General features: G+C 71.6%; 25 protein-coding genes and 2 pseudogenes. 8 read left to right on the forward strand and 19 right to left on the reverse strand.

What is annotated here, in order from left to right; genetic code table 11:
* Window positions 1-9: 9 nt before the first annotated feature.
* The 7 genes from ACZ4Z1_RS21445 to ACZ4Z1_RS21475 form a co-directional block, all read right to left on the reverse strand.
* Window positions 10-531, reverse strand: a complete 522-nt coding sequence (locus tag ACZ4Z1_RS21445) for a hypothetical protein (RefSeq protein ID WP_468488192.1) — start codon at window positions 529-531, stop codon at window positions 10-12.
* Window positions 528-1,232: a GGDEF domain-containing protein gene (locus ACZ4Z1_RS21450; RefSeq protein WP_468488193.1), complete on the reverse strand. Its 705-nt coding sequence runs from the start codon at window positions 1,230-1,232 to the stop codon at window positions 528-530. The genes ACZ4Z1_RS21445 and ACZ4Z1_RS21450 overlap by 4 nt, the downstream gene beginning before the upstream one ends.
* On the reverse strand, window positions 1,229-1,831 hold the full coding sequence (locus tag ACZ4Z1_RS21455; protein WP_468488194.1) for a hypothetical protein: 603 nt from the start codon (window positions 1,829-1,831) through the stop codon (window positions 1,229-1,231). Before ACZ4Z1_RS21455 ends, ACZ4Z1_RS21450 begins: the two co-directional genes overlap by 4 nt.
* Window positions 1,828-1,980, reverse strand: a complete 153-nt coding sequence (locus tag ACZ4Z1_RS21460; RefSeq protein ID WP_468488195.1) for a hypothetical protein — start codon at window positions 1,978-1,980, stop codon at window positions 1,828-1,830. Before ACZ4Z1_RS21460 ends, ACZ4Z1_RS21455 begins: the two co-directional genes overlap by 4 nt.
* Entirely contained in the window at window positions 1,977-2,429 is a 453-nt protein-coding gene (locus ACZ4Z1_RS21465; protein WP_468488196.1) for a Pycsar system effector family protein, read from the reverse strand. Before ACZ4Z1_RS21465 ends, ACZ4Z1_RS21460 begins: the two co-directional genes overlap by 4 nt.
* Entirely contained in the window at window positions 2,426-2,683 is a 258-nt protein-coding gene (locus ACZ4Z1_RS21470) for a DUF6284 family protein (RefSeq protein ID WP_468488197.1), read from the reverse strand. The genes ACZ4Z1_RS21465 and ACZ4Z1_RS21470 overlap by 4 nt, the downstream gene beginning before the upstream one ends.
* Window positions 2,684-2,804: 121 nt before the next feature.
* A complete protein-coding gene (locus ACZ4Z1_RS21475; RefSeq protein ID WP_468488198.1) occupies window positions 2,805-3,173 on the reverse strand; it encodes an NUDIX domain-containing protein in 369 nt (122 codons plus the stop codon).
* On the opposite strand from ACZ4Z1_RS21475, the gene ACZ4Z1_RS21480 reads away from it, so the two are divergent.
* Window positions 3,154-3,483, forward strand: a complete 330-nt coding sequence (locus tag ACZ4Z1_RS21480) for a site-specific integrase (protein WP_468488199.1) — start codon at window positions 3,154-3,156, stop codon at window positions 3,481-3,483. The two genes, ACZ4Z1_RS21475 and ACZ4Z1_RS21480, sit on opposite strands and share 20 nt — an antisense overlap.
* Window positions 3,484-3,649: 166 nt before the next feature.
* Complete coding sequence (locus ACZ4Z1_RS21485) at window positions 3,650-4,063, forward strand: hypothetical protein (RefSeq protein WP_468488200.1); 414 nt, start codon at window positions 3,650-3,652, stop codon at window positions 4,061-4,063.
* Window positions 4,064-4,107: 44 nt separating this feature from the next.
* Here the strand turns inward: ACZ4Z1_RS21485 and ACZ4Z1_RS21490 are convergent.
* The 6 genes and pseudogenes from ACZ4Z1_RS21490 to ACZ4Z1_RS21515 all read right to left on the reverse strand — a co-directional run.
* Window positions 4,108-4,223 (reverse strand): annotated as a pseudogene (locus tag ACZ4Z1_RS21490) (NUDIX hydrolase); the annotation flags it as partial.
* Between the two features lie 78 nt (window positions 4,224-4,301).
* Window positions 4,302-4,538, reverse strand: a complete 237-nt coding sequence (locus ACZ4Z1_RS21495) for a hypothetical protein (protein WP_468488201.1) — start codon at window positions 4,536-4,538, stop codon at window positions 4,302-4,304.
* A gap of 82 nt (window positions 4,539-4,620) precedes the next feature.
* Window positions 4,621-4,839, reverse strand: a complete 219-nt coding sequence (locus ACZ4Z1_RS21500; protein ID WP_468488202.1) for a hypothetical protein — start codon at window positions 4,837-4,839, stop codon at window positions 4,621-4,623.
* Window positions 4,840-4,927: 88 nt separating this feature from the next.
* A complete protein-coding gene (locus ACZ4Z1_RS21505) occupies window positions 4,928-5,326 on the reverse strand; it encodes a RapZ C-terminal domain-containing protein (protein WP_468488203.1) in 399 nt (132 codons plus the stop codon).
* On the reverse strand, window positions 5,323-5,490 hold the full coding sequence (locus ACZ4Z1_RS21510; RefSeq protein ID WP_468488204.1) for a hypothetical protein: 168 nt from the start codon (window positions 5,488-5,490) through the stop codon (window positions 5,323-5,325). The genes ACZ4Z1_RS21505 and ACZ4Z1_RS21510 overlap by 4 nt, the downstream gene beginning before the upstream one ends.
* A gap of 2 nt (window positions 5,491-5,492) precedes the next feature.
* Complete coding sequence (locus ACZ4Z1_RS21515; RefSeq protein WP_468488205.1) at window positions 5,493-5,897, reverse strand: HIT family protein; 405 nt, start codon at window positions 5,895-5,897, stop codon at window positions 5,493-5,495.
* Window positions 5,898-6,550: 653 nt separating this feature from the next.
* Between ACZ4Z1_RS21515 and ACZ4Z1_RS21520 the strand changes: the two genes are divergently transcribed.
* Window positions 6,551-7,681 carry a helix-turn-helix domain-containing protein gene (locus tag ACZ4Z1_RS21520; RefSeq protein ID WP_468488206.1) on the forward strand — a complete coding sequence of 377 codons (1,131 nt, stop codon included), beginning with the start codon at window positions 6,551-6,553 and terminating at the stop codon, window positions 7,679-7,681.
* Here ACZ4Z1_RS21520 and ACZ4Z1_RS21525 read toward each other — a convergent pair.
* The 4 genes and pseudogenes from ACZ4Z1_RS21525 to ACZ4Z1_RS21540 all read right to left on the reverse strand — a co-directional run bounded on the left by ACZ4Z1_RS21525 (window position 7,665) and on the right by ACZ4Z1_RS21540 (window position 10,097).
* Window positions 7,665-8,453 carry an NUDIX domain-containing protein gene (locus ACZ4Z1_RS21525; RefSeq protein WP_468488207.1) on the reverse strand — a complete coding sequence of 263 codons (789 nt, stop codon included), beginning with the start codon at window positions 8,451-8,453 and terminating at the stop codon, window positions 7,665-7,667. The two genes, ACZ4Z1_RS21520 and ACZ4Z1_RS21525, sit on opposite strands and share 17 nt — an antisense overlap.
* A 336-nt stretch (window positions 8,454-8,789) precedes the next feature.
* On the reverse strand, window positions 8,790-9,215 hold the full coding sequence (locus ACZ4Z1_RS21530) for an aromatic-ring hydroxylase C-terminal domain-containing protein (protein ID WP_468488208.1): 426 nt from the start codon (window positions 9,213-9,215) through the stop codon (window positions 8,790-8,792).
* Window positions 9,154-9,750, reverse strand: a pseudogene (locus ACZ4Z1_RS21535) (FAD-dependent monooxygenase); the annotation flags it as partial. The gene ACZ4Z1_RS21530 and the pseudogene ACZ4Z1_RS21535, both read right to left, overlap by 62 nt.
* Window positions 9,708-10,097, reverse strand: a complete 390-nt coding sequence (locus ACZ4Z1_RS21540) for an FAD-dependent monooxygenase (RefSeq protein WP_468488209.1) — start codon at window positions 10,095-10,097, stop codon at window positions 9,708-9,710. The pseudogene ACZ4Z1_RS21535 and the gene ACZ4Z1_RS21540, both read right to left, overlap by 43 nt.
* Window positions 10,098-10,101: 4 nt before the next feature.
* On the opposite strand from ACZ4Z1_RS21540, the gene ACZ4Z1_RS21545 reads away from it, so the two are divergent.
* The 3 genes from ACZ4Z1_RS21545 (at window position 10,102) to ACZ4Z1_RS21555 (ending at window position 12,077) form a co-directional block, all read left to right on the forward strand.
* Window positions 10,102-10,452, forward strand: coding sequence for a MerR family DNA-binding protein (locus ACZ4Z1_RS21545; protein WP_468488210.1), 351 nt, complete (start codon window positions 10,102-10,104; stop codon window positions 10,450-10,452).
* Between the two features lie 92 nt (window positions 10,453-10,544).
* Window positions 10,545-11,126: a TetR/AcrR family transcriptional regulator gene (locus ACZ4Z1_RS21550; RefSeq protein WP_468488211.1), complete on the forward strand. Its 582-nt coding sequence runs from the start codon at window positions 10,545-10,547 to the stop codon at window positions 11,124-11,126.
* Window positions 11,127-11,309: 183 nt separating this feature from the next.
* Window positions 11,310-12,077, forward strand: a complete 768-nt coding sequence (locus tag ACZ4Z1_RS21555) for an SDR family NAD(P)-dependent oxidoreductase (RefSeq protein WP_468488212.1) — start codon at window positions 11,310-11,312, stop codon at window positions 12,075-12,077.
* Here the strand turns inward: ACZ4Z1_RS21555 and ACZ4Z1_RS21560 are convergent.
* On the reverse strand, window positions 12,067-13,539 hold the full coding sequence (locus ACZ4Z1_RS21560; protein ID WP_468488213.1) for an amino acid permease: 1,473 nt from the start codon (window positions 13,537-13,539) through the stop codon (window positions 12,067-12,069). The genes ACZ4Z1_RS21555 and ACZ4Z1_RS21560 overlap by 11 nt on opposite strands.
* 87 nt (window positions 13,540-13,626) lie before the next feature.
* A complete protein-coding gene (locus ACZ4Z1_RS21565) occupies window positions 13,627-15,750 on the reverse strand; it encodes an alkaline phosphatase family protein (protein WP_468488438.1) in 2,124 nt (707 codons plus the stop codon).
* Window positions 15,751-16,022: 272 nt separating this feature from the next.
* Between ACZ4Z1_RS21565 and ACZ4Z1_RS21570 the strand changes: the two genes are divergently transcribed.
* On the forward strand, window positions 16,023-16,835 hold the full coding sequence (locus ACZ4Z1_RS21570; protein ID WP_468488214.1) for an MBL fold metallo-hydrolase: 813 nt from the start codon (window positions 16,023-16,025) through the stop codon (window positions 16,833-16,835).
* Window positions 16,832-17,452, forward strand: a complete 621-nt coding sequence (locus ACZ4Z1_RS21575) for a DedA family protein (protein WP_468488215.1) — start codon at window positions 16,832-16,834, stop codon at window positions 17,450-17,452. The genes ACZ4Z1_RS21570 and ACZ4Z1_RS21575 overlap by 4 nt, the downstream gene beginning before the upstream one ends.
* Window positions 17,453-17,500 lie beyond the last annotated feature (48 nt).

Consider the following 17,500-nt stretch of genomic DNA (forward strand, 5'->3'; position numbering starts at 1 on the left):
GGTCACCGATCACGCGGCATCACTGCGCGGCGCGCCCTGTCCCTGCTCCGGAACCACGGCCACGGGCCCCATGCGCCACGGGACCTCGGCAGCGGGCCGGTCTGAGGAGGGGCCCCATCCGGTGGCCGTGCCGTCCAGCGCCGCCACGTGCTGCTCGGCTGCCTCCTGGCTCGGGTGGAGGCTGTGCGGCTCCCCGTACCGGCGCAGCAGGTACAGCCACGGCTGCGCCAAGCGGTCGGCCTCTGCCTCCAGCTCGCCGATCCGGCGCTGCTGGCGGGCCAGGACCAGCAGGACCGCCGCGAACGCCTGCCGCATCTGCTCGTTGCTCCGGCACAGCTCAGCAGCCTTTTCGACCGCCGACTGGGCATCCCATCGGGCGCCCTGCCGCTCCTCGTTCAGATCCAGCACGGATTGCAGGTGGCTGGCCCGCTCTTCCTCCAGCGTCCCCACAAGCTGCTGGATGCGGTCGCCGGCGGCGTCCAGGTCGGCGTGCAGCCCGGCCAGGCGGGCCGCCGTCACGATACGGATCATAATGCGGTTCCTTCCAGGGCGGTGCCGCGCCGGCCGTGCCGGCGGCCGTTGACCGTGCGGTGAGCCGGGGCCGGGCCGGCGGCGGCGAGCCAGCCGCCGCCGCTGCGCTTGGCCTCGTACATGGCCTCATCCGCCAGCCGCAGCGCCAGCGTCAGCGACACGGCGGGCAGGTCGGCCGTCAGGCAGGCGCCGATCGAGACACCGACCGTCAGGCACCGGCCGCGGTGGGTGAACGGGGCGGTAATAGAGTCGTGCAGGCCGCGCAGCAGCCACGGCAGCGCCACCGCCTCCGGCAGCGGCACCACGGCGGCGAACTCATCCCCACCCAACCGGCCCGCCGTCGTGCCCGGGTGCGGCTCCAGGACATCCATCAGGCTCGCGCCGGTCGCCTGGATCGCCGCATCGCCTGCATCGTGGCCGAACTGGTCGTTGAGCCGCTTCAGTCCGTCCAGGTCGATCAGCAGGACGGCGCACGGTCCGGCCTTCAGGACGTGCGGGGCGCACTGCTCGAACCCGGCCCGCGTCAGCAGGCCTGTCAGCGGATCGTGGCGGGCCTGTTCCAGCTCCGCGGACAGCCGCCGGATCAACTGCGACTGATAGCAGCCGGCCTGCACCGCGCTCCGGGCGAAGTTCAGCAGCCACGACACATCCGCATCGTGCTGCGCGCGCTCCCGGAACCTCTCCAGAGCCGAGATCGTCATGACGCACCCCTGATCGATGCAGGGTTGGGCAGGCCGGCCAGGGTCGCGACCGTGTCGCCGTGCAGCTTGGTGTCGGTCTCGATGGCATGGGCCACGGCGGTGATCTGCTGCCAGCAGGCGTCCACGTCGTCCAGGGCCTGGTTTTGGATGCTGAACCAGGACCGGCCGCCGGGCGGCGTGTGGTCGCGTCCGAGGTGGAAGCCGTGGCGGGCCAGGACATCGATGGCGTAATCACGGTCGTGGTCCGAGGTGGCGATGGCATCCGCCTGCTCCGGGCTCCAGCCCAGCCGGGCCAGGTGCTTGCGGTGGGCCATCTCGCCGGCGGCCATGTAGGCGGCCAGCTTCCAGGGGCAGATACTCACACTCTCGAAGCTGGTCTGACCGGTCAGGGCCCATCCGCCGCCGGCGCGCTCCCACTGAATGATCTCGGTGGAGACCACGTGCAGCCCGTACAGCAGGCCCAGCACCGCGTGCGCCGCCTCATGGACGGCGATGCCCAGCCGGGCATCGGCCAGCGACTGCGGGTTGTGAAACGACGGCCGCGGCGCCCCGGTGTGGTCGGTCAGAACGCGCGCGTACTCAGCAGGCAGGGATTTCACAGCGCACCCCCGACCAGGCCGGTGCGGGTGTAGTCCAGCGGGCCGTCCAGGATGTGCTTCTGCTCGGCGAGCTGTCCGGCGCGGTAGGCGCGCGGGTGCAGGCGGCGGTAGAGGCGGTGCCGCAGCCGGGCGTGCGGGCGGCGCTTCATGAGATGCCCCCCGCGGTGAGGGCGGCGGCCAGCACGAGCAGCAGGCCGCCGACGGCCGTCAGGTCGATGGCGCGGCGCAGCCGGGTGTACTTGGCGACCGCGATGCGCGAGAGCACCCGAATGTGGTCGGCCCGGCGGTCGGTGCGCAGCTCGTCGCGGACCTCCTCGCCGGTCAGCGTCGCCCACCGCGGGAAGCCCGCCGACCGGCCGGTCAGGTTGGGCCGGACCGTCGCCAGCAGCAGCGCGACGGCGGCCAACAGTGCCGCGATGCCCAGCGCGCCGACCAGACGGGCCGCCGGCGGCACCCGTACGGCCGTCGCGGCCGTGGCGACACCGAGCAGGACCGCCCCGTTGAAGGCGAGCAAAAGAGCCACCTTGTTGTCGGTGCGGGCAATCTCCGCCTTCACTTCGGCGTGCGCGGCGGCCAGCGCCTCATGCAGGGTGCTCATGCCCCTACCTCCGGAAACTGCGCCGCGGTGCGGTTGGCCAGGTCCCGGCGGGCGGCCAGCAGCCGCCGCCGGGCCCGGCGGATGCGCTGTTCGTCCAGCACGGTCGGGGCACGGTCCAGGACGGCAATCTCCGCATCCAGCAGGTCCCGTTCCGCGAGAACGACGGGCATCTCGGCTTCGATCGCGTCAAGGTCCGCCGCCGTCGGCCCCTGCTCCGGGTCCCCGACGGCGGCCAGCATTCGTACAGTGGTCATGGGTCGTGAGTCCTCCAGACGGGACGGCCCAAGCGGCCCCGGGATTGCGCCCCGGGGCCGCGTGCCGTTCATGAAGAGCGCGGCCGGTCGGCCGGCGCCGAAAGGGAATGTCGCTATGGCCTCAGAGGGCCGGGCCGACGGCCGCGATGATGTCGGCGTGGTCGAACGCGAGCAGCGGCAAGTCGTGCAGGGGCCACCACCGGGCGGCGCGGGCGTCGTCCCCGGCCTTGACGGGCGTCCCCGCGGGCACCCGGGCCAAGTACACGTCTGTGGCGTACCGGCCGCGCGGGTCACGGTCCCGGTCGGCCCACGTGCCGACCGGGCGTAGGTCCCCGGGGTCCACGCGGACGCCGGTCTCCTCCTTTATGACTGCACCTTTCCGTGTCTCAACGACAGGATTGCTATGCCTCCAGAAGGCATGTCTCACGAGACGCGAGGACGACTTGCCCCAGCACGAAGCACCCGAAGCCGTGGCCGCACTGCACCGCACCAAGAGTCAGCTGGCGACAGTTCCAACATTGGACATCGACGCCATCGGCGTACTCCAGCGCGCCGGCGTCACCGAACGCCAGCCGTTATACCTCGGCCCTGACGGTTCGTACGACCTCCAGCTCAACAGGTTCCTGCGGGACCTGCCGAGCTGGGGAGTGAGATCCGAGAACGGGATTGATGGGTACGCCTCGGACATCATGCTGCAATGCCGGTTCCTCCACGAGGCTCGCGGAGGGAAGTCGATCTGGCAGATCGACAGCGAGGACCTGCGTGCTTACAAGTACGCCCGGCTTCGCGCCAGTGCTTGAAGCGTATGTATCAGGGGGATGACCGATACATCAGAGGGGGACCATGGACGCTTCGTGGGCTGCTGTACTTGGCGGGCTTGTCGGTGCGGCTGCCGCCGCGACTGTTGCTTACGTGACTCCTCAGCGTGTCCAAAGGCGCCAACTGGCCGCTGAGCACTCAAAGGCCATGCAGGAGTTACAGCGGGACGCGCATCTGAACATCGGTGAAGTTCTCTCCACCACGAGGGCATGGCTCGACTATCTCCGAGAGACGGCTGAAGCCCTTATCCGCTCTCAGCAGCACGGGGTTCAGCCCCCTGACCTACAGGCCTTCGATGAACAGGCAAGGGAGCTTCGTGGGGCTGCCGAAGCCAAACTGGCGGGTCTAATGAGACACGGGCTCCACGAGTTCTATGGAGAGATTGCGCAGGAGTTGCGATGCGCGCACGACGAGGTTCGTCGGGCGGTTCTCACCAGAGACGAGCGGCTTGCTGTTCGCCTCCTGCGATCACGTGTCTTCGAAGAGCTCACGGGCCTGAGGAGTAGCGGCTCAATGGGATGGATGGAGCAAGTGGCGCGTAACTACGGCTTCCTCAACTGATCGCCACGGCCTCACCCACGGCGCCGACCCGTCCGATCCAGCGAATCGACATGGCCCCCGGGCAAGGCCCACTGCCCCTCGAACGGCTCCCAGCCGCGCTCGATCAGCAGAACGCGATCACGGCCACCACGTCGGCGGTGTAGTGGATGGCCTGGGTCATGACGGCTCCCTCCGGAGCCGGGCCGGTCCCGGCTCCCCTCACCGCCGGTACACGACCGGCGGATCGGGCCGCAGCAGCTCAGGCGTTGAAGGTGATCCCGTGACTGCCGCCGGTGAAGTGCACGCCGTCCATGCCTTCATCGCGGACGGAGGCGTTGTCGTAGACGGTGCCGGTGCTGGTGTTCTCGTACGTGGCACCGTCACCGGTATGCACCGCGCCACTGCCGCCGTCGGCGAAGGAGCCGATCTCCCCGGCCTGGACGATCAGACCGTGCACCTCGGCACCAGTGATCTCGTTACGCACGTGCTTGCCCATGAAGACTCCTGCGGGTCGTCGCAGCCGGACCGTCCGGCCACCGCACCCGCACGGCCGGACCGTGCGGGGCGGAAGTGGGAGGTCAAGCGTGCTTCGGACGCCAGGAACCGGCGTCCACGTCGTTCAGCTCGTCCAGGTACGCGTCGGTGGCCTTCGCCATCTCGCCGGCCATCCGGTGCTGACCGGCGCTCTCCGCCGCGCGCCGTGCCTCGTGCGCGGCAGCCACGTCGGACTTGATGTCCTCCCGGAGGGCGTCGTCGGAGCAGGTGCCGGCCTTGAAGAAGTGCCGTGCTGCGCTCATGTGCCGGTCCTTTCGGCTGGTACTGGCCGGACCGTCCGGCCGCCGCGCTCCGCACCAATCAGCGGTGCGGGGCACGGCGGGCGGAGGGTCAGCGGCGCACGACCGGAGCGTCGATGTCGCGGTGGCGGACGATAACGCTGTAGCCATCCCTGCCCAGCCGGTCAGCCAGCGCCATGGCTACAGCAGGAGCCCGGTGCCGGCCCCCTGCGCAGCCGGTGGCGACCAGCACCGTCCCGGCGCTGGGCCCGGAAGCGAACGCGCCGACCAGACAGGTCGCCGACTCCACCAGGGCGCCAATACCCGCCGTGGCGGCCACAGCGCGCCGAACCGGCTCGTCGTGGGCGGTCATGTAGCGCAGCTCCGGCGAGACGTGCGGGTCACGGAAGTGATGGCGCAGATCCAGCGTCAAGTGTGCCGACGGCGGTTCTGCGTGCAGGTAGCCGAATGAGGTGATCTCAACGGCGGGCAGCGAGGCGCGGTCGTTCACGACACCTCCCGGGGCACGATCTTGAAGGTGTCGCCGCGTGCGGAGTACACGACGTGCACGTCCTCACCCGCGGCGCGCAGGACTTCCACCGCGGCGTCCAGGACAGGAAGGGAACGGGTGCTGCCCGCGGGCAGCTCACGCGGCAGAGAGAGCTGAGGGGACATGGTCACTCCTCTTCGGAGGTGATGGCGTGGAGATGGCCGGAAGGCCGGGCGGCGGCCTGCTGAGGCGTCCACGGCAGCGGCAGGCCGTCGCCGGCAGCGCGGGGTACGACATGGGCGTGTGCGTGCCGCACCGTCTGGGTTGCCTCGGCGCCTTCGGAGATCAGGAGGTTGAAGGGGCGGCCGGTGGCGGCGGCGTACTCGGCGGCCCGCTGGAAGACGGCGCCGGTCACCATCGGGTCCTCGGCCGGTCCGTCTACGTGCTCTCGCGGGATGACGAGGACGTGCCCCTCGGTCACCGGATTCAGAGGCTCGATGGCGATGGCGTCCGACCAGCGGGCCACCACCGTGGCCGGCGACTCACCGGCGACGATGCGGCAAAAGGTGCAGTTCGTGGAGCACTTCGACATGACGGGATCTCCCTGAGGAGTCGACAAGTGCAGGCCAGGTGAGGTGACACGAGCAGTCACGGCACCCCGCCGTCCGGCACCGCCTGATGGCGGCCGGACGGCGGAGACCGTGAGCACTGGTGCTCAACCGCGCGGATGATTGGGATGCGCGGGGGCGACGCGGTGGGCATAGCCAGCGCCGTGCCGGTCCAGCACGGACGGCGCCCAAAACGTTCGACGCATCGGAACCTCCCAGGTCGGAAGGGCAGTTGCGAGGGTCCCCTTGGGAGCGCAGCACCCGTATCAGGTAGCGCCGCAGTCCTCCGTTGTAGGCGTACGGAGACGTGACCTTTCGGTCTAAGCCCTCCGGATGACAAGGCCCCGGGCGCCTCCCCCCGGCCACCGCGGGGCTCCTGGTCGTGCACCACCGGCGGGAGCGAGCCCCCACCTTCTGGTGCGCACCAGAAGGTTGGCATCTGGTGCGCACCAGAGTCAAGGGCGCTCGCGGGATCGATCGGCGGCCGCCCTTGGTGGCGCACCTCTAGAAGACCGGCTCAGAGGGGTGGTCCGGTAGCCAACAGGCCTTAACTCCGGCACTGTTAACCCCTGTTGACCTGCGGGGATATGCGGCATCCTGTGAAGGTCAGTTACTCGCCCACGCCGGACGGTGAGCAGTGAGCACAGGACTTCGAAGCGCGCGATCTGCCCGAGGTTGGTCTCAGGAACGCCTAATCCGCGAGATCGAGCTGTACGCCCGAGAGCACGTCCTTGATGTCGCGTCGAAGGCGAGTCTGCGCGTCTATGTATCCGAGTGGGAGAACGGCAAGCGCGCCATCTCCGACCGCTACGCGGCCATCCTCCGGCCACTTCTCGGGACGACGGACGCGGAGCTGAGAGACGCCCCCGCCCCCGCAGCGCCAGCCGTAGCTGACGGGTATGACGAACTCTTGCTCCGCATCGACTCTGCGACCAGCGTCAGCCCAACCATGGTCAAGGCGTTTTACGACCAGACGGAACTATTCCGAACGATGGATCGGGAGAAGGGGGCCAGCCGCCTTGTCGACCAGATGGCGGAACACCTGCGCTCCCTCGAAGAGGCTCTGAACTTCGCGGTGTTGCCGAGCACTCGCCAGCCCGTGGCCCTCGCTCTGGCCGGCGCGTCCACACTCGCAGCATGGCAGGCGCTCGACTCAGGAGCCGTCGAACGCGCTTGGAGACACTACGAGCTCGCCAAAAGGGCCGCACGTGACGCCGATGCCCCGATGTACCTCGCCCACGCGATGGCAGAGCAGGCGTACGTGCTGAGCGAGGCCGGGCGGTCAGCACTCGGCGTCTCCCTCGTTCGCGACGCACAGAACGCCCTCGGACAAGACGGTTCACCAAGAATCCGGGCGTGGCTACATGCCGCCGAAGCCGAGCTCTGCGCACGTGCTGACATGCCCGACGATGCCCACCGCGCGCTTGACGCGGCAGACTCGACGATCCCGGCCGGGGAGGACGACCGCGATCCGGACATGCTGAGCATCTTCCTAAACGGTGCCCACCTCACGCGGTGGCGCGGGAACGTCCTGGCCATGCTGGGCGACGACGAGGCGGTAGGCAGCCTGTACGAAGCTCTCGGCACCGCGGACCCGACGTTCGTCCGCGCGAAAGCAGGGTTGCACTGCGATCTAGTACAAGCGCACCTGGCCCGTGCCGAGTACGACGACGCACAGACGCACCTTCGGCAGGCGCGTCTGCTGGCGAGCCGCACAGGCTCCGTGCGGCAGCGCCGTCGCGTCGATCTCCTCAGTTCGAGGCTGTAGAACTTTGCTTCCGGCGGCTCGCCAGGATGTGGAGCAGGGCCACGAGCGTGCCGGAGCCCATGAGGTCACCGCGAGCCATCAACGCCGGGATGTCCGCCAACGGAACCCATTCGATGTGGCCGGCCTCTTCGAGGTCCGTGGGCGAGCCGACATGCTCGGCCCCATGGGCAACGAAGATGTCGTGCGGTGAGTCGACCATGCCCACCATGGGTTGGTAGGTGACGACGTGCTCCACAGACTTCGGACGCCAGCCGGTTTCCTCTTCGACTTCCCGGATCGCCGTATCGGCTGGGCTCTCCCCCTCGTCCACGATCCCACCAGGGAGTTCCCACCCGAATCGCTTGGGAACGAAGCGGTACCGCCACATCATGAGCACGCGGTCTTGGTCATCCAGCACAGCGACGATGGCCACGTGGTGCAGCCTCACGACATGGTGCTCGAAGCGCTTCACGCCGGGCGGCTCAACGTCCCAGAGATCAAGTTTCACCCAGCGGTTGTCATAGACGGTCCGTTCACCGTGAATGCGCCAGGGTTCCAGCCCTTCCGGCGTCTTCACGCTCACACCACCGGGGATGCGGTACGAACTCCGGCCGCGCACTTCCAGTGCCCCTTCAGACACCAACCGCGCCAGCACCTGCCGAAGCGCGGTACGGCCAATGCCGAGCTGCTCCACAAGCGCACGCTCGGACGGCAGCTTGTCACCAGGGGCAAGCTCGCCGGTCGCGAGCCACTCATGAATCGTCTCGTAGACCTTCGCTGTCTTCGGACCCATCCGGCGGGCGCCCTCCCCTTTAACTGTTGCGTACGCACTCGCCAACATACCTCCTGCGCCTATCGGAGAATCCTTGAGACGTGATCTCTCAGTTGCCATGCGCTGCCGGGGAGCCAAAGCGGGAGCCATCAGCGACAGTCCAGGCTGGACTTCCATGGACATCCGGAGACAGGTACAGCCTGCCGACGCTGGATGGCAGACAGTGCCAACCTGCCCTACCTCACCTCTACCCTCCTGCCATTTACGCGGCAGGTAATGGGCCGGGTCCGGTGGTGCGTTGCCGGTGCGGTGATGCGGTGCCGGTTCCGGCGGTGCGGTGCCGGGACCGGGCGTCCGTCAGGTGGCGTGGCGGGCCGGCGCGCCTCCCTGGCCGAGCAGTGCGGCCGGCGTCCGCTTGACGGCGGCGCCCGGGTCGGCGGCGAGACGGTCCGCGCGCCAGGCCACGAAGTGGTCGGGGCGGACGAGTACGGCTCCGTCGGGCGCGAATCCGGGGAGAGCGCCGTCGGGGACGCGGTGCGCTGCGAGGGTGATGCCGAAGGCGGCGGCCGCCTCAGTGGCGGCGGGCAGCCAGGGCACGCCCCGCGGCCCGGCGAGCAGGGCCCGGTCGGCACCGGCGAGGTCGCGGGTGGAGACCCGGCCGCAGCCGCTCGGCGGCCTGGCCGCGCAGGACGGCGGCGAGTTTCCAGGCGAGGTTGTGACCGTCCTGGACGCCGGTGTTCTTGCCGAGCCCGCCGGCCGGACTTTGTACGTGCGCGGAGTCACCGGCGAGGAAGACCCGGCCGCGCCGGAAGGCCGAGGCCACCCCCACGGCCGCCTCCCAGGCGTTCACCGTCACCAGGTCGACGGACAGGTCCGGGTCGCCGACGGCGGACCGCAGCAGGGCCAGGGCGCGGTCCGCCGGGAGCGGTGCGATGCCGTCCGTGTCGTCCGGCCGGCCCGGGTAGTCCATGAGGTGGGAGACCCACTGGTCACGGCCGTTCACGGAGAACACCGTCGCGTGGACGTCCGGGTTCCGTACGAAGCACAGGGTTTCGCGCAGGCCGGCCGTCCCGGTCGGCAGGTCGGCACGGTGGAAGGCGGTGTGCAGCCGGGCGACCACCTCACGGTCGGGCACGGTGGTGCCCAGCAGTCGCCGTACGGTGCTGTGCGCGCCGTCGGCGCCGATCACGTACTGCGCGGTGACGTCGTACTCCTCGCCGGTCTCGGCGTCGGCGAGCCGCACCCGTACGCCGTCCGCGCCCTGTTCGAGTCCGGTCACGCCGACGCCGAACCGCGCGTCACCGCAGCACCGCAGCACCGCAGCACCGCAGCACCGCAGTACCGCAGCAGCTCGTCATACGCCAGCCGCTGCGCGTGAAGGTGGTTGAGGACCAGCCGGCTGTCCACCGGGCTACAGGTCCGCAGCCACCGCGCGTACGGCTCGGGAGGCGCCACATGCTGCCGTTCGACGCCCAGCGCACTGTCCTTGAACACGGCCCGGAACGGCTCGGGGCCGTACCGGCCCGTCCGCTCGACGGTGTCCTGGAGGCCCGCCGCCCGCAGCAGTTCGAGCGTGCGGATGCTGCTCATCGCCCGCGGCGGGCCGGCGAACGGGTCCCGCTTGTCCACCACGAGGGCGGGCACGCCCCGCCGGGCCAGAAACATCGCCGTGGCCAGACCGACCGGTCCGCCGCCGGCCACCAGCACCGGAACGAACTACGGCCGCCGGGAACTGCGCCGCCTCGCGCTCATCCAGCACCTGCACCAGGGCGGCATGCCGAGCCTCGCGGACACCGCCGCCGCGCTCGGCGAACGTGGACCGGACGGCCGCCGGCGGCCACCGGGACGCGCCGTGCTGACCGGTGCCATCCAGCTCGTCGAGGAACGCGTGGCCGATCTTCAGGCCGCGCGGCACCGCCTGGCCCACCTGCTGACGTGCCCGACCGAGGACCCGGTACACGAGTGCACACTGCTGCGCGAGGAGCTGGACCAGTACGTGACGGAGGCACTGGACCGCTGACGGCGTGTCAGGACCCCTCGCCGTGACTTCCCTCGCCATGACTCCACTCACCATTATTGACCGATCGGTCTCGAAAGCCTAGAGTCACTCCCATGGCACGGACCAAGGCATTCGATCCGGACGCCGCACTCCAGGCAGCCCTCGAACTGTTCTGGCAGCGCGGTTACGAGGCGACGTCGATGGCCGACCTCGTCGACCACCTCGGCATCGCCCGCGCCAGCCTCTACGCGACCTTCGGCAGCAAGCACGACCTCTACCTCAAGACCCTGGAGCGCTACAGCCGGCTCTCGGACCCGGGGCTCATCACGGAGCTGTCGCAACCGGGGCCGGCGCTGCCCGCCGTACGGGCACTGGTCACCCGGTTCGCGGAGGAGGCCGCCCGCGACGACCTGGGACGCGGCTGCTTCGTGACGAACACGGCCGCGGAGCTGGCGGCCCACGACCGGCACGCCGCCCGGCAGGTCGAGGCCAGCTGGACCGTACTGGAGACCGCGCTGACCTCGGCGCTGACCCGGGCACAGGCCCAGGACGAACTGCCCGCCGACCGGGACCCGCGGGCGCTGGCCCGGATGCTGCTCGTCCTGATGCAGGGGCTGCGCCTGATGGGCAAGTCCGGCCAGGAGCCGGGCCGGCTCCGCGACGCGGCGGAACAGGCGCTGGCGCTGCTGGACTGAGGCCGGGGCAGGACCGGAGCGGTTTCCGGTTCCACCGCCTCACGCCTTCATATTCATGGCTCAAGCCTTCATGGCTCGACGTCTTCACGGCTTCACCCCTTGACGCCTTCATGCCTTCATTCGAGACCGATCGTTCTTGATGGCGGCTTCACCCGCCCCACCACCGGAGAAAGGCTCACCACCATGACCACCACCGCACGTTTCACCGGAAAGACCGTGCTCGTCACCGGCGGCGGCACCGGCATCGGCCGGGCCCTCGCCCTCGCGTTCGCGGGCGAGGGCGCGAACGTCGTCGTCGCCGGGCGTACGGAAGGGCCGCTGAAGGAGACGGTCGCGCTCGTGGAGGCCGCGGGAGGCCGGGCGGCGGCCGTCACCGCCGACGTGACCCGGGGCGAGGACGTGGCCGCGCTGGTCGCCGAGACCGTGCGCCGCTTCGGCGGCCTGGACGTGGCCGTCAACAACGTCGGGGTGTTCGTGCCCCCGGCGCCGACGGCCGACATCCCCGAGGAGGACTGGCGGCGCGCCCTGGACACCAACCTCACCGGCACGTTCCTGTCGATGAAGCACGAGATCGGCCACATGCGGGCGCACGGCGGCGGCGCGATCGTCAACATCGCGTCCAACCTGGGCGCGTCCCTGCGCCGCCCCGGGGTCAGCGCGTACGTCGCGGCCAAGGCCGCCGTGAGCGCCCTGACCCGCAACGCCGCGCTCGATCACATCAAGGACGGCATACGCATCAACGCGGTCTCGCCCGGCAAGGTCGACACTCCCATGTCGACGCTGCCGGGCGAGACCGCGGATCAGAAGGCGGAGCGGATGCGGCGTGAGGTGCCCGCGGGCCGCTCCGCCGCCACCGCCGAGATCGCGGCGGCGGTGCTCCACCTGGCGTCCGACGCGGCGGCGTTCACCGTGGGCGCCGAACTGGTGGTGGACGGCGGCGTCACCGCCTGAGCTGTCCCGGCTCTCCGGCCGCGGGCCGACCGCCGGCCTCGCGGCCGTCGGCGGTACCCGCGGCGGTTCCGGCCCCGTTGCCTCCGGCGGTGTCCGCCGCGGCCGCGTCGTCGGCGGTCCGGCCTGCCGCCGCTTCCTCCGCGCGCCGGCGGCGGCCCGTGCGGCGGGCCGCCATCCAGGCGTAGACGAGGATGCCGGCGAACAGGAACAGCACGCCCTGGTAGATCGCCGCGTACCCGGCGCCGGCCACCAGCCAGAAGGTGAAGCCGAAGGCGACCAGCGCGAGCGTCAGGTCCCGGGCGAAGCGGGCCGGGCGGACCTTGTCGCGCTCGCCGGTCAGCAGGAAGTAGATCTGGGCGCCCGCGGCGAGCAGGTAGGGCACGGTCGCCGAGAACGTCGTGATCAGGACGAGGATCTCGAAGACGCCGCCCGCGCCGATCAGGTAGTTGATCACGGTCAGGGCGGTGGCCAGCACCGAGGCGGCCAGCACTCCGAAGGTCGGCACCCCGCGCTGCTTCTTCAGGAAGGCGGCCGGGAACAGCCCGTCCTTGGCGGCGGCGTACGGCGACTGGGCGCTCATCAGCGTCCAGCCGTTCAGCGCGCCGACGATGGAGACGACCGCCGCGATCGCGATGACCGTGCCGCCCCACTGCCCGCCGAACATGGCGTTGACCGCGTCGGAGAACGGCGCCTTGGAGTCCACCAGCTTGTCGTGCGCGACCGTGCCGAAGACCGAGACCGTGCCGAGGAGGTAGACGACGGCGGCGCCGATCGTGCCGAGGACGGTGGCGCGGCCCACGTTGCGCTCGGGGTCGCGCACCTCGCCGGCGCTCATCGCCGCGGACTCCACGCCCACGTAGCTGTAGAGCAGGATGGCCGCCGCGGCCGACATGCCGCCGATCGCGCTGCCGCCGCCCCCGTTGAAGGAGCCCAGCTTGTCCGGGTCGAAGAAGAAGAGCCCGACGACCGCGATGAACAGCAGCGGGACGAACTTCAGGACCGTGGAGACCAGCTGGACCGCGCCGACGTAGCGGGTGCCGGCGAAGTTGGAGAGCGCCGGGAGCCAGAGCGCGACCAGCGCCACCAGCAGGTCCATGCCCTTGGAGTCGTGCCCGGGGAAGAGCACGTGGACGTAGCCGACGGCGGCGACCGCGAGGGCCGCGTTGCTCACCCACGTCATGGTCCAGTACGACCAGGCCGACAGGAAGCCGGCGAAGTCGCCGAACGCCTCACGGGCGTAGACGTAGGGGCCGCCGGTGTCCGGGTGGCGCTCGGCCAGCCGCCCGAAGACCAGGGCCAGCGCGATGGCGCCGACCGTCAGGACGCCGAAGGCGACCAGGCTCACGGTGCCGAAGGGTGCCACCGAGGCCGGCAGCAGGAAGATGCCGCCGCCGATGATGTTGCCCATCACTAGGCAGGTTGCGGTTCCCAGACCGAAGCGGCGGGTGTGCCGGTCGTGCATGGCTTTGGTGGGCCTCTCGTCGTGCTGTGCGGGCCCGGAGGTGCCGGGCGGCTGCTCATCGTCTTCGACCTGCGACGTTGCACAAAATCAGCGGCTTTTGTCCCGCACGGCACCGTCGGCCGGTGAAAATACTTCGGGCGTGGGCCCCGCCGGCCGTAGTTCGTCCGCCGGACCCCCGAGGGGTATCTGCGGGCCGTCAACCTCACGCAGCCAGCGCCGCAGCACGGCGTGGATCTGCTCCGCACCGGCCGGTTCCGCGCCGTCGGCGGTGGGCGGGGACAACTCGGCGGGCCACAGCAGGAAGGCCCGGCTCTGCTCGCCGCCCAGCCCGCCGTGCGAGCCGATCTGCTCCTCGAAGGCGTGCACCGCGCCCGTGGCCGGGTCGCAGGAGGAATTGACCATGATGTCGGCGGTGTGCTCGAAGCCGTCCGTGCGCCGTACGGTGTCCGCCGCGCCCGCGCCGAAGCCGGCCAGCGGGTCGCGGCCCACGATCCGGCCGGTGCCGAGGTGGTGCTCGGCGCCGCCGGGCCCCAGCACCACGGCCCCGTCCGTGGCGGAGCGGACGAGCAGGAAACCGATGCCGGGGTGGTTGGCGAGGGTCGCGAGGAGCGCCGGGTGGCGGCGCTCGATCTCCTCGCGGGTGACCCGGCCGGGCAGGTCGGGGAAGGACACCAGGCCCAGGTTGCCCGAGGCCAGCACGACCGGGTCGGACGGGCCGCAGCCGTCCGCGCCCTCCGGGCGGTGCAGCGCGACGCGGGCCGCCTCCCGCGCCTCGGCCCCGCTGGCGGTCCGCCCGGCGCGCCGGGAGACCGGCAGGCCGCAGCCGGCCCGCACCAGGTCCTCCAGGCCGAGCCCGTAGCTCTCCAGGAAGGTCGCGCCGGGGCTCTGGCCGTGGTCGGAGAGGAGCACGACGCGGTAGCGGCGGGGGGCGTACTGCGCGGCGTCGGCGATCAGTCCGACGGCGCGGTCCAGGCGGCGCAGCACCTGGTGGGTGTCGCGGTGCCGGGGGCCGGAGTGGTGCGCCACCTCGTCGTACGCGACGAGGTCGGCGTAGACGGCGGTGCGGCCGGCGAGCAGGTCGCCGATCACGGCGGCGACCACGACGTCCCGTTCGACGACGGTCGCGAAGGCCCGGATGAACGGGTAGAGGCCGCCGCGTTTGACGCGCGGTGTCTCCCGGCGGAACCGGGACCGCAGGGACTGGCCCACCTCGCGGAAGACCTCGGCGACGAAGGAGACGGCCGTGCGGGTCGCGTTGGCCGGGTCCGAGAAGTACGCGAAATAGCCGGCCCGGGAGCGGTTGTGCCGGCCACGGCGGGCCGCCACCGACATCACCAGGGCGAGCTGGTCGGCGCCGCCGCTGAAAAGGTTGCCGCGGCTCGCGCCGTCGAAGCTGAGGAGCCCGGCGTCGCCGGTGCGGGCCACGGCGCGCTTTTGGAGTTCGACCGCGCCGCTGGGCCGGTTGCTGACGATCAGCCGGCCGGTCTCCTTCTCGTACCACCGGAAGGCGGGCAGGTCGTGGTTGCTGCCGTGCAGGATGCCGAGCTGGCTGGCGCCGGTCTGGCTGGACCAGTCCGTATGCCACGGGGTCAGCCGGTGGGTGCTGCCGAGCCGGTCCGCGAGCGTCGGCATCAGGGGCCGCTCACCGCTCGTCGCCTCGCGCAGCACGTCGTGGCCGAGGCCGTCGAGCTGGAGGAAGACCGTGCCGGGCGCTATGGGGCCCGGGTCGCCGGGGGCGCCGCGGCGGCGGCCGTGCCGGCGGCCGGCCAGCCGCACCAGGCGTCTGCGGTATGCCTCGTCGTCCCGCACCGCGAGGAAGGTGGAGGTGGCGGACGAGGTCGCGGACATCACGGCGGCGACGATCACGGCCGTCTCGGGCGCGGCCTGGCCGCGCCCCTCGGGGATCAGCCCGAGGGCGACCAGCAGCAGTGAGCCGTTCAGGAAGAAGACCAGCAGCCCGAGGACGAGGGCGGGCACCAGCAGCAGTGCCCGCACCAGCAGGGGCCAGACCAGGGCGCTGAGCAGGCCGAACGCTCCGGCGCCGAGCGCGGCGGTGAGGAACGTACGGGTGAGGCTGTCACCGCTCGCGGACTGGAGGCGGAAGTCGGGCAGCAGTCCGGCGAGCAGGAGCAGTGTCAGCGAGGACACCGCCCAGACCGCCGTCACCCGCAGCAGGGCACCGCCCGCCGTCCGCCACCGGGGCCGCCGCATCGCGCCCTCACCTCGCTCCCGCCGCTCGTCACGCTCGGACACCCTGCCGGGCATCACGCACACAGCGTGTCACAGCCCACTGACAGCGCGGCCGGACGACGGCGCCGGGCGGCCCCCGGCCCGGCCTGACCGGCACACCAGCGGCACATGGTCCCGGCCTGACCGGCGCCGCGGCGGTATGAGGCAGGATCGTGGGGTGGGGCATGGGCGTACGGCGGGAGCGGGCCGTGCGGCCCGGCCCGCGGCATGTCGTTTCCGGTCGGGAGGTCGTCGTGGCGGTGGAGGTCACCTGGTGGGGACATGCCACCGTTACGGTCGCCGATTCGGGCGTACGGGTACTGACCGACCCGCTGTTCACACGGCGGCTGGCGCACCTGCGGCGCCGCCGGGGCGCGCTCCCGCCCCCTGCCGCGGCCCGCGCCGACGCCGTGCTCGTCTCCCATCTGCACGCCGACCACCTGCACCCCGCCTCCCTGGCCCGCCTCACGCCGGGCACCCGGGTGGTGGTGCCGCGCGGTGCCGTGGCCGCGGTGCCGGGGCTGCGGCGGGTGGCGTCGGCGCGCGGGCTGCCGGTCACCGAGCTGCGGCCCGGTGAGGCGGTCACGGTCCGCGCCGCGCACCCGGACGGGTACGGGTCCGGTGAGGTGACCGTCCGCGCGGTGCACGCGGCGCACGACGGGCGCCGGCTGCCGTACGGGCCGCACCGGGTACCGGCGCTCGGCTATGTGGTGCACGGTGCGGCGGCGACGTACTTCGCGGGTGACACCGGGCTCTTCGACACCATGGCCGAGGAGGTCGGCGCCTGCGACGTGGCGTTGCTGCCGGTGGGCGGCTGGGGTCCGTTCCTCGGGCACGGGCATCTGGACGCGCGGCGGGCGGCCGAGGCGGCGGCCCGGCTGGCGCCGGTCAGCGCGGTCCCGGTGCACTACGGCACGTACTGGCCGATCGGCCTGGACGCGGTGCGCCCGCACGAGTTCCACTCCCCCGGTGACGAGTTCGCGCGGCAGGCGGGGCGGCTGGCGCCCGGGGTGACGGTGCACCGGCTGGCGCACGGCGAGTCCGTACGGCTGGCGGCGGCGCGGTGATCGGCGGGCCGGCGGCCGGTGTGCCGCCCGAGTCGACGCAGCAGGTGGTGGGCTATCCGTCGCTGTTCCTGCTGGTGGTGCTGGGGTCACTGGTACCGGTGGTGCCGACGGGCGCGGTGGTCAGCTCCGCCGCGGTGGTGGCCTTCCATCAGAGGTCGCCGTGGGCCCTGCTGGTCGTCTTCGCAGTGGCCGCGCTCGCCGCCTTCCTCGGGGATTTGGGGCTGTACTGGCTCGGGCAGCGCGGCATGCGGTCCCGCAACGGGTCGCGCTGGCTGGAGCGGCTGCGCGACCGCGCGGCTCCGGAACGGCTGGCGCAGGCGCGGACCGGACTGCGCGAGCACGGGGTGCTGGTGCTCGTCCTGTCGCGGCTGGTGCCGGCCGGGCGGGTGCCGGTGATGCTGGCGTGCCTGCTGTCCCGGATGCCGCTGCGGCGCTTCGCCCGCGGCGACCTGCCGGCGTGTCTGGCCTGGGCGGTGGCGTACCAGCTCATCGGTCTGCTGGGCGGTTCCCTGTTCAGCGAGCCGTGGCAGGGCGTGGCCGCGGCGGTCGGTCTGACGCTGGTGGTCGGCGCAGCGCCCGCGCTGTGGCGGCGGCTGCGCCACGGCAGGGCCGACTGAACGGCCGTACGCCGTAGGCCTTACCCGTACGCCGTGGGCCTTGCCCGT

The organism is Streptomyces sp. NPDC030165, assembly GCF_055573595.1.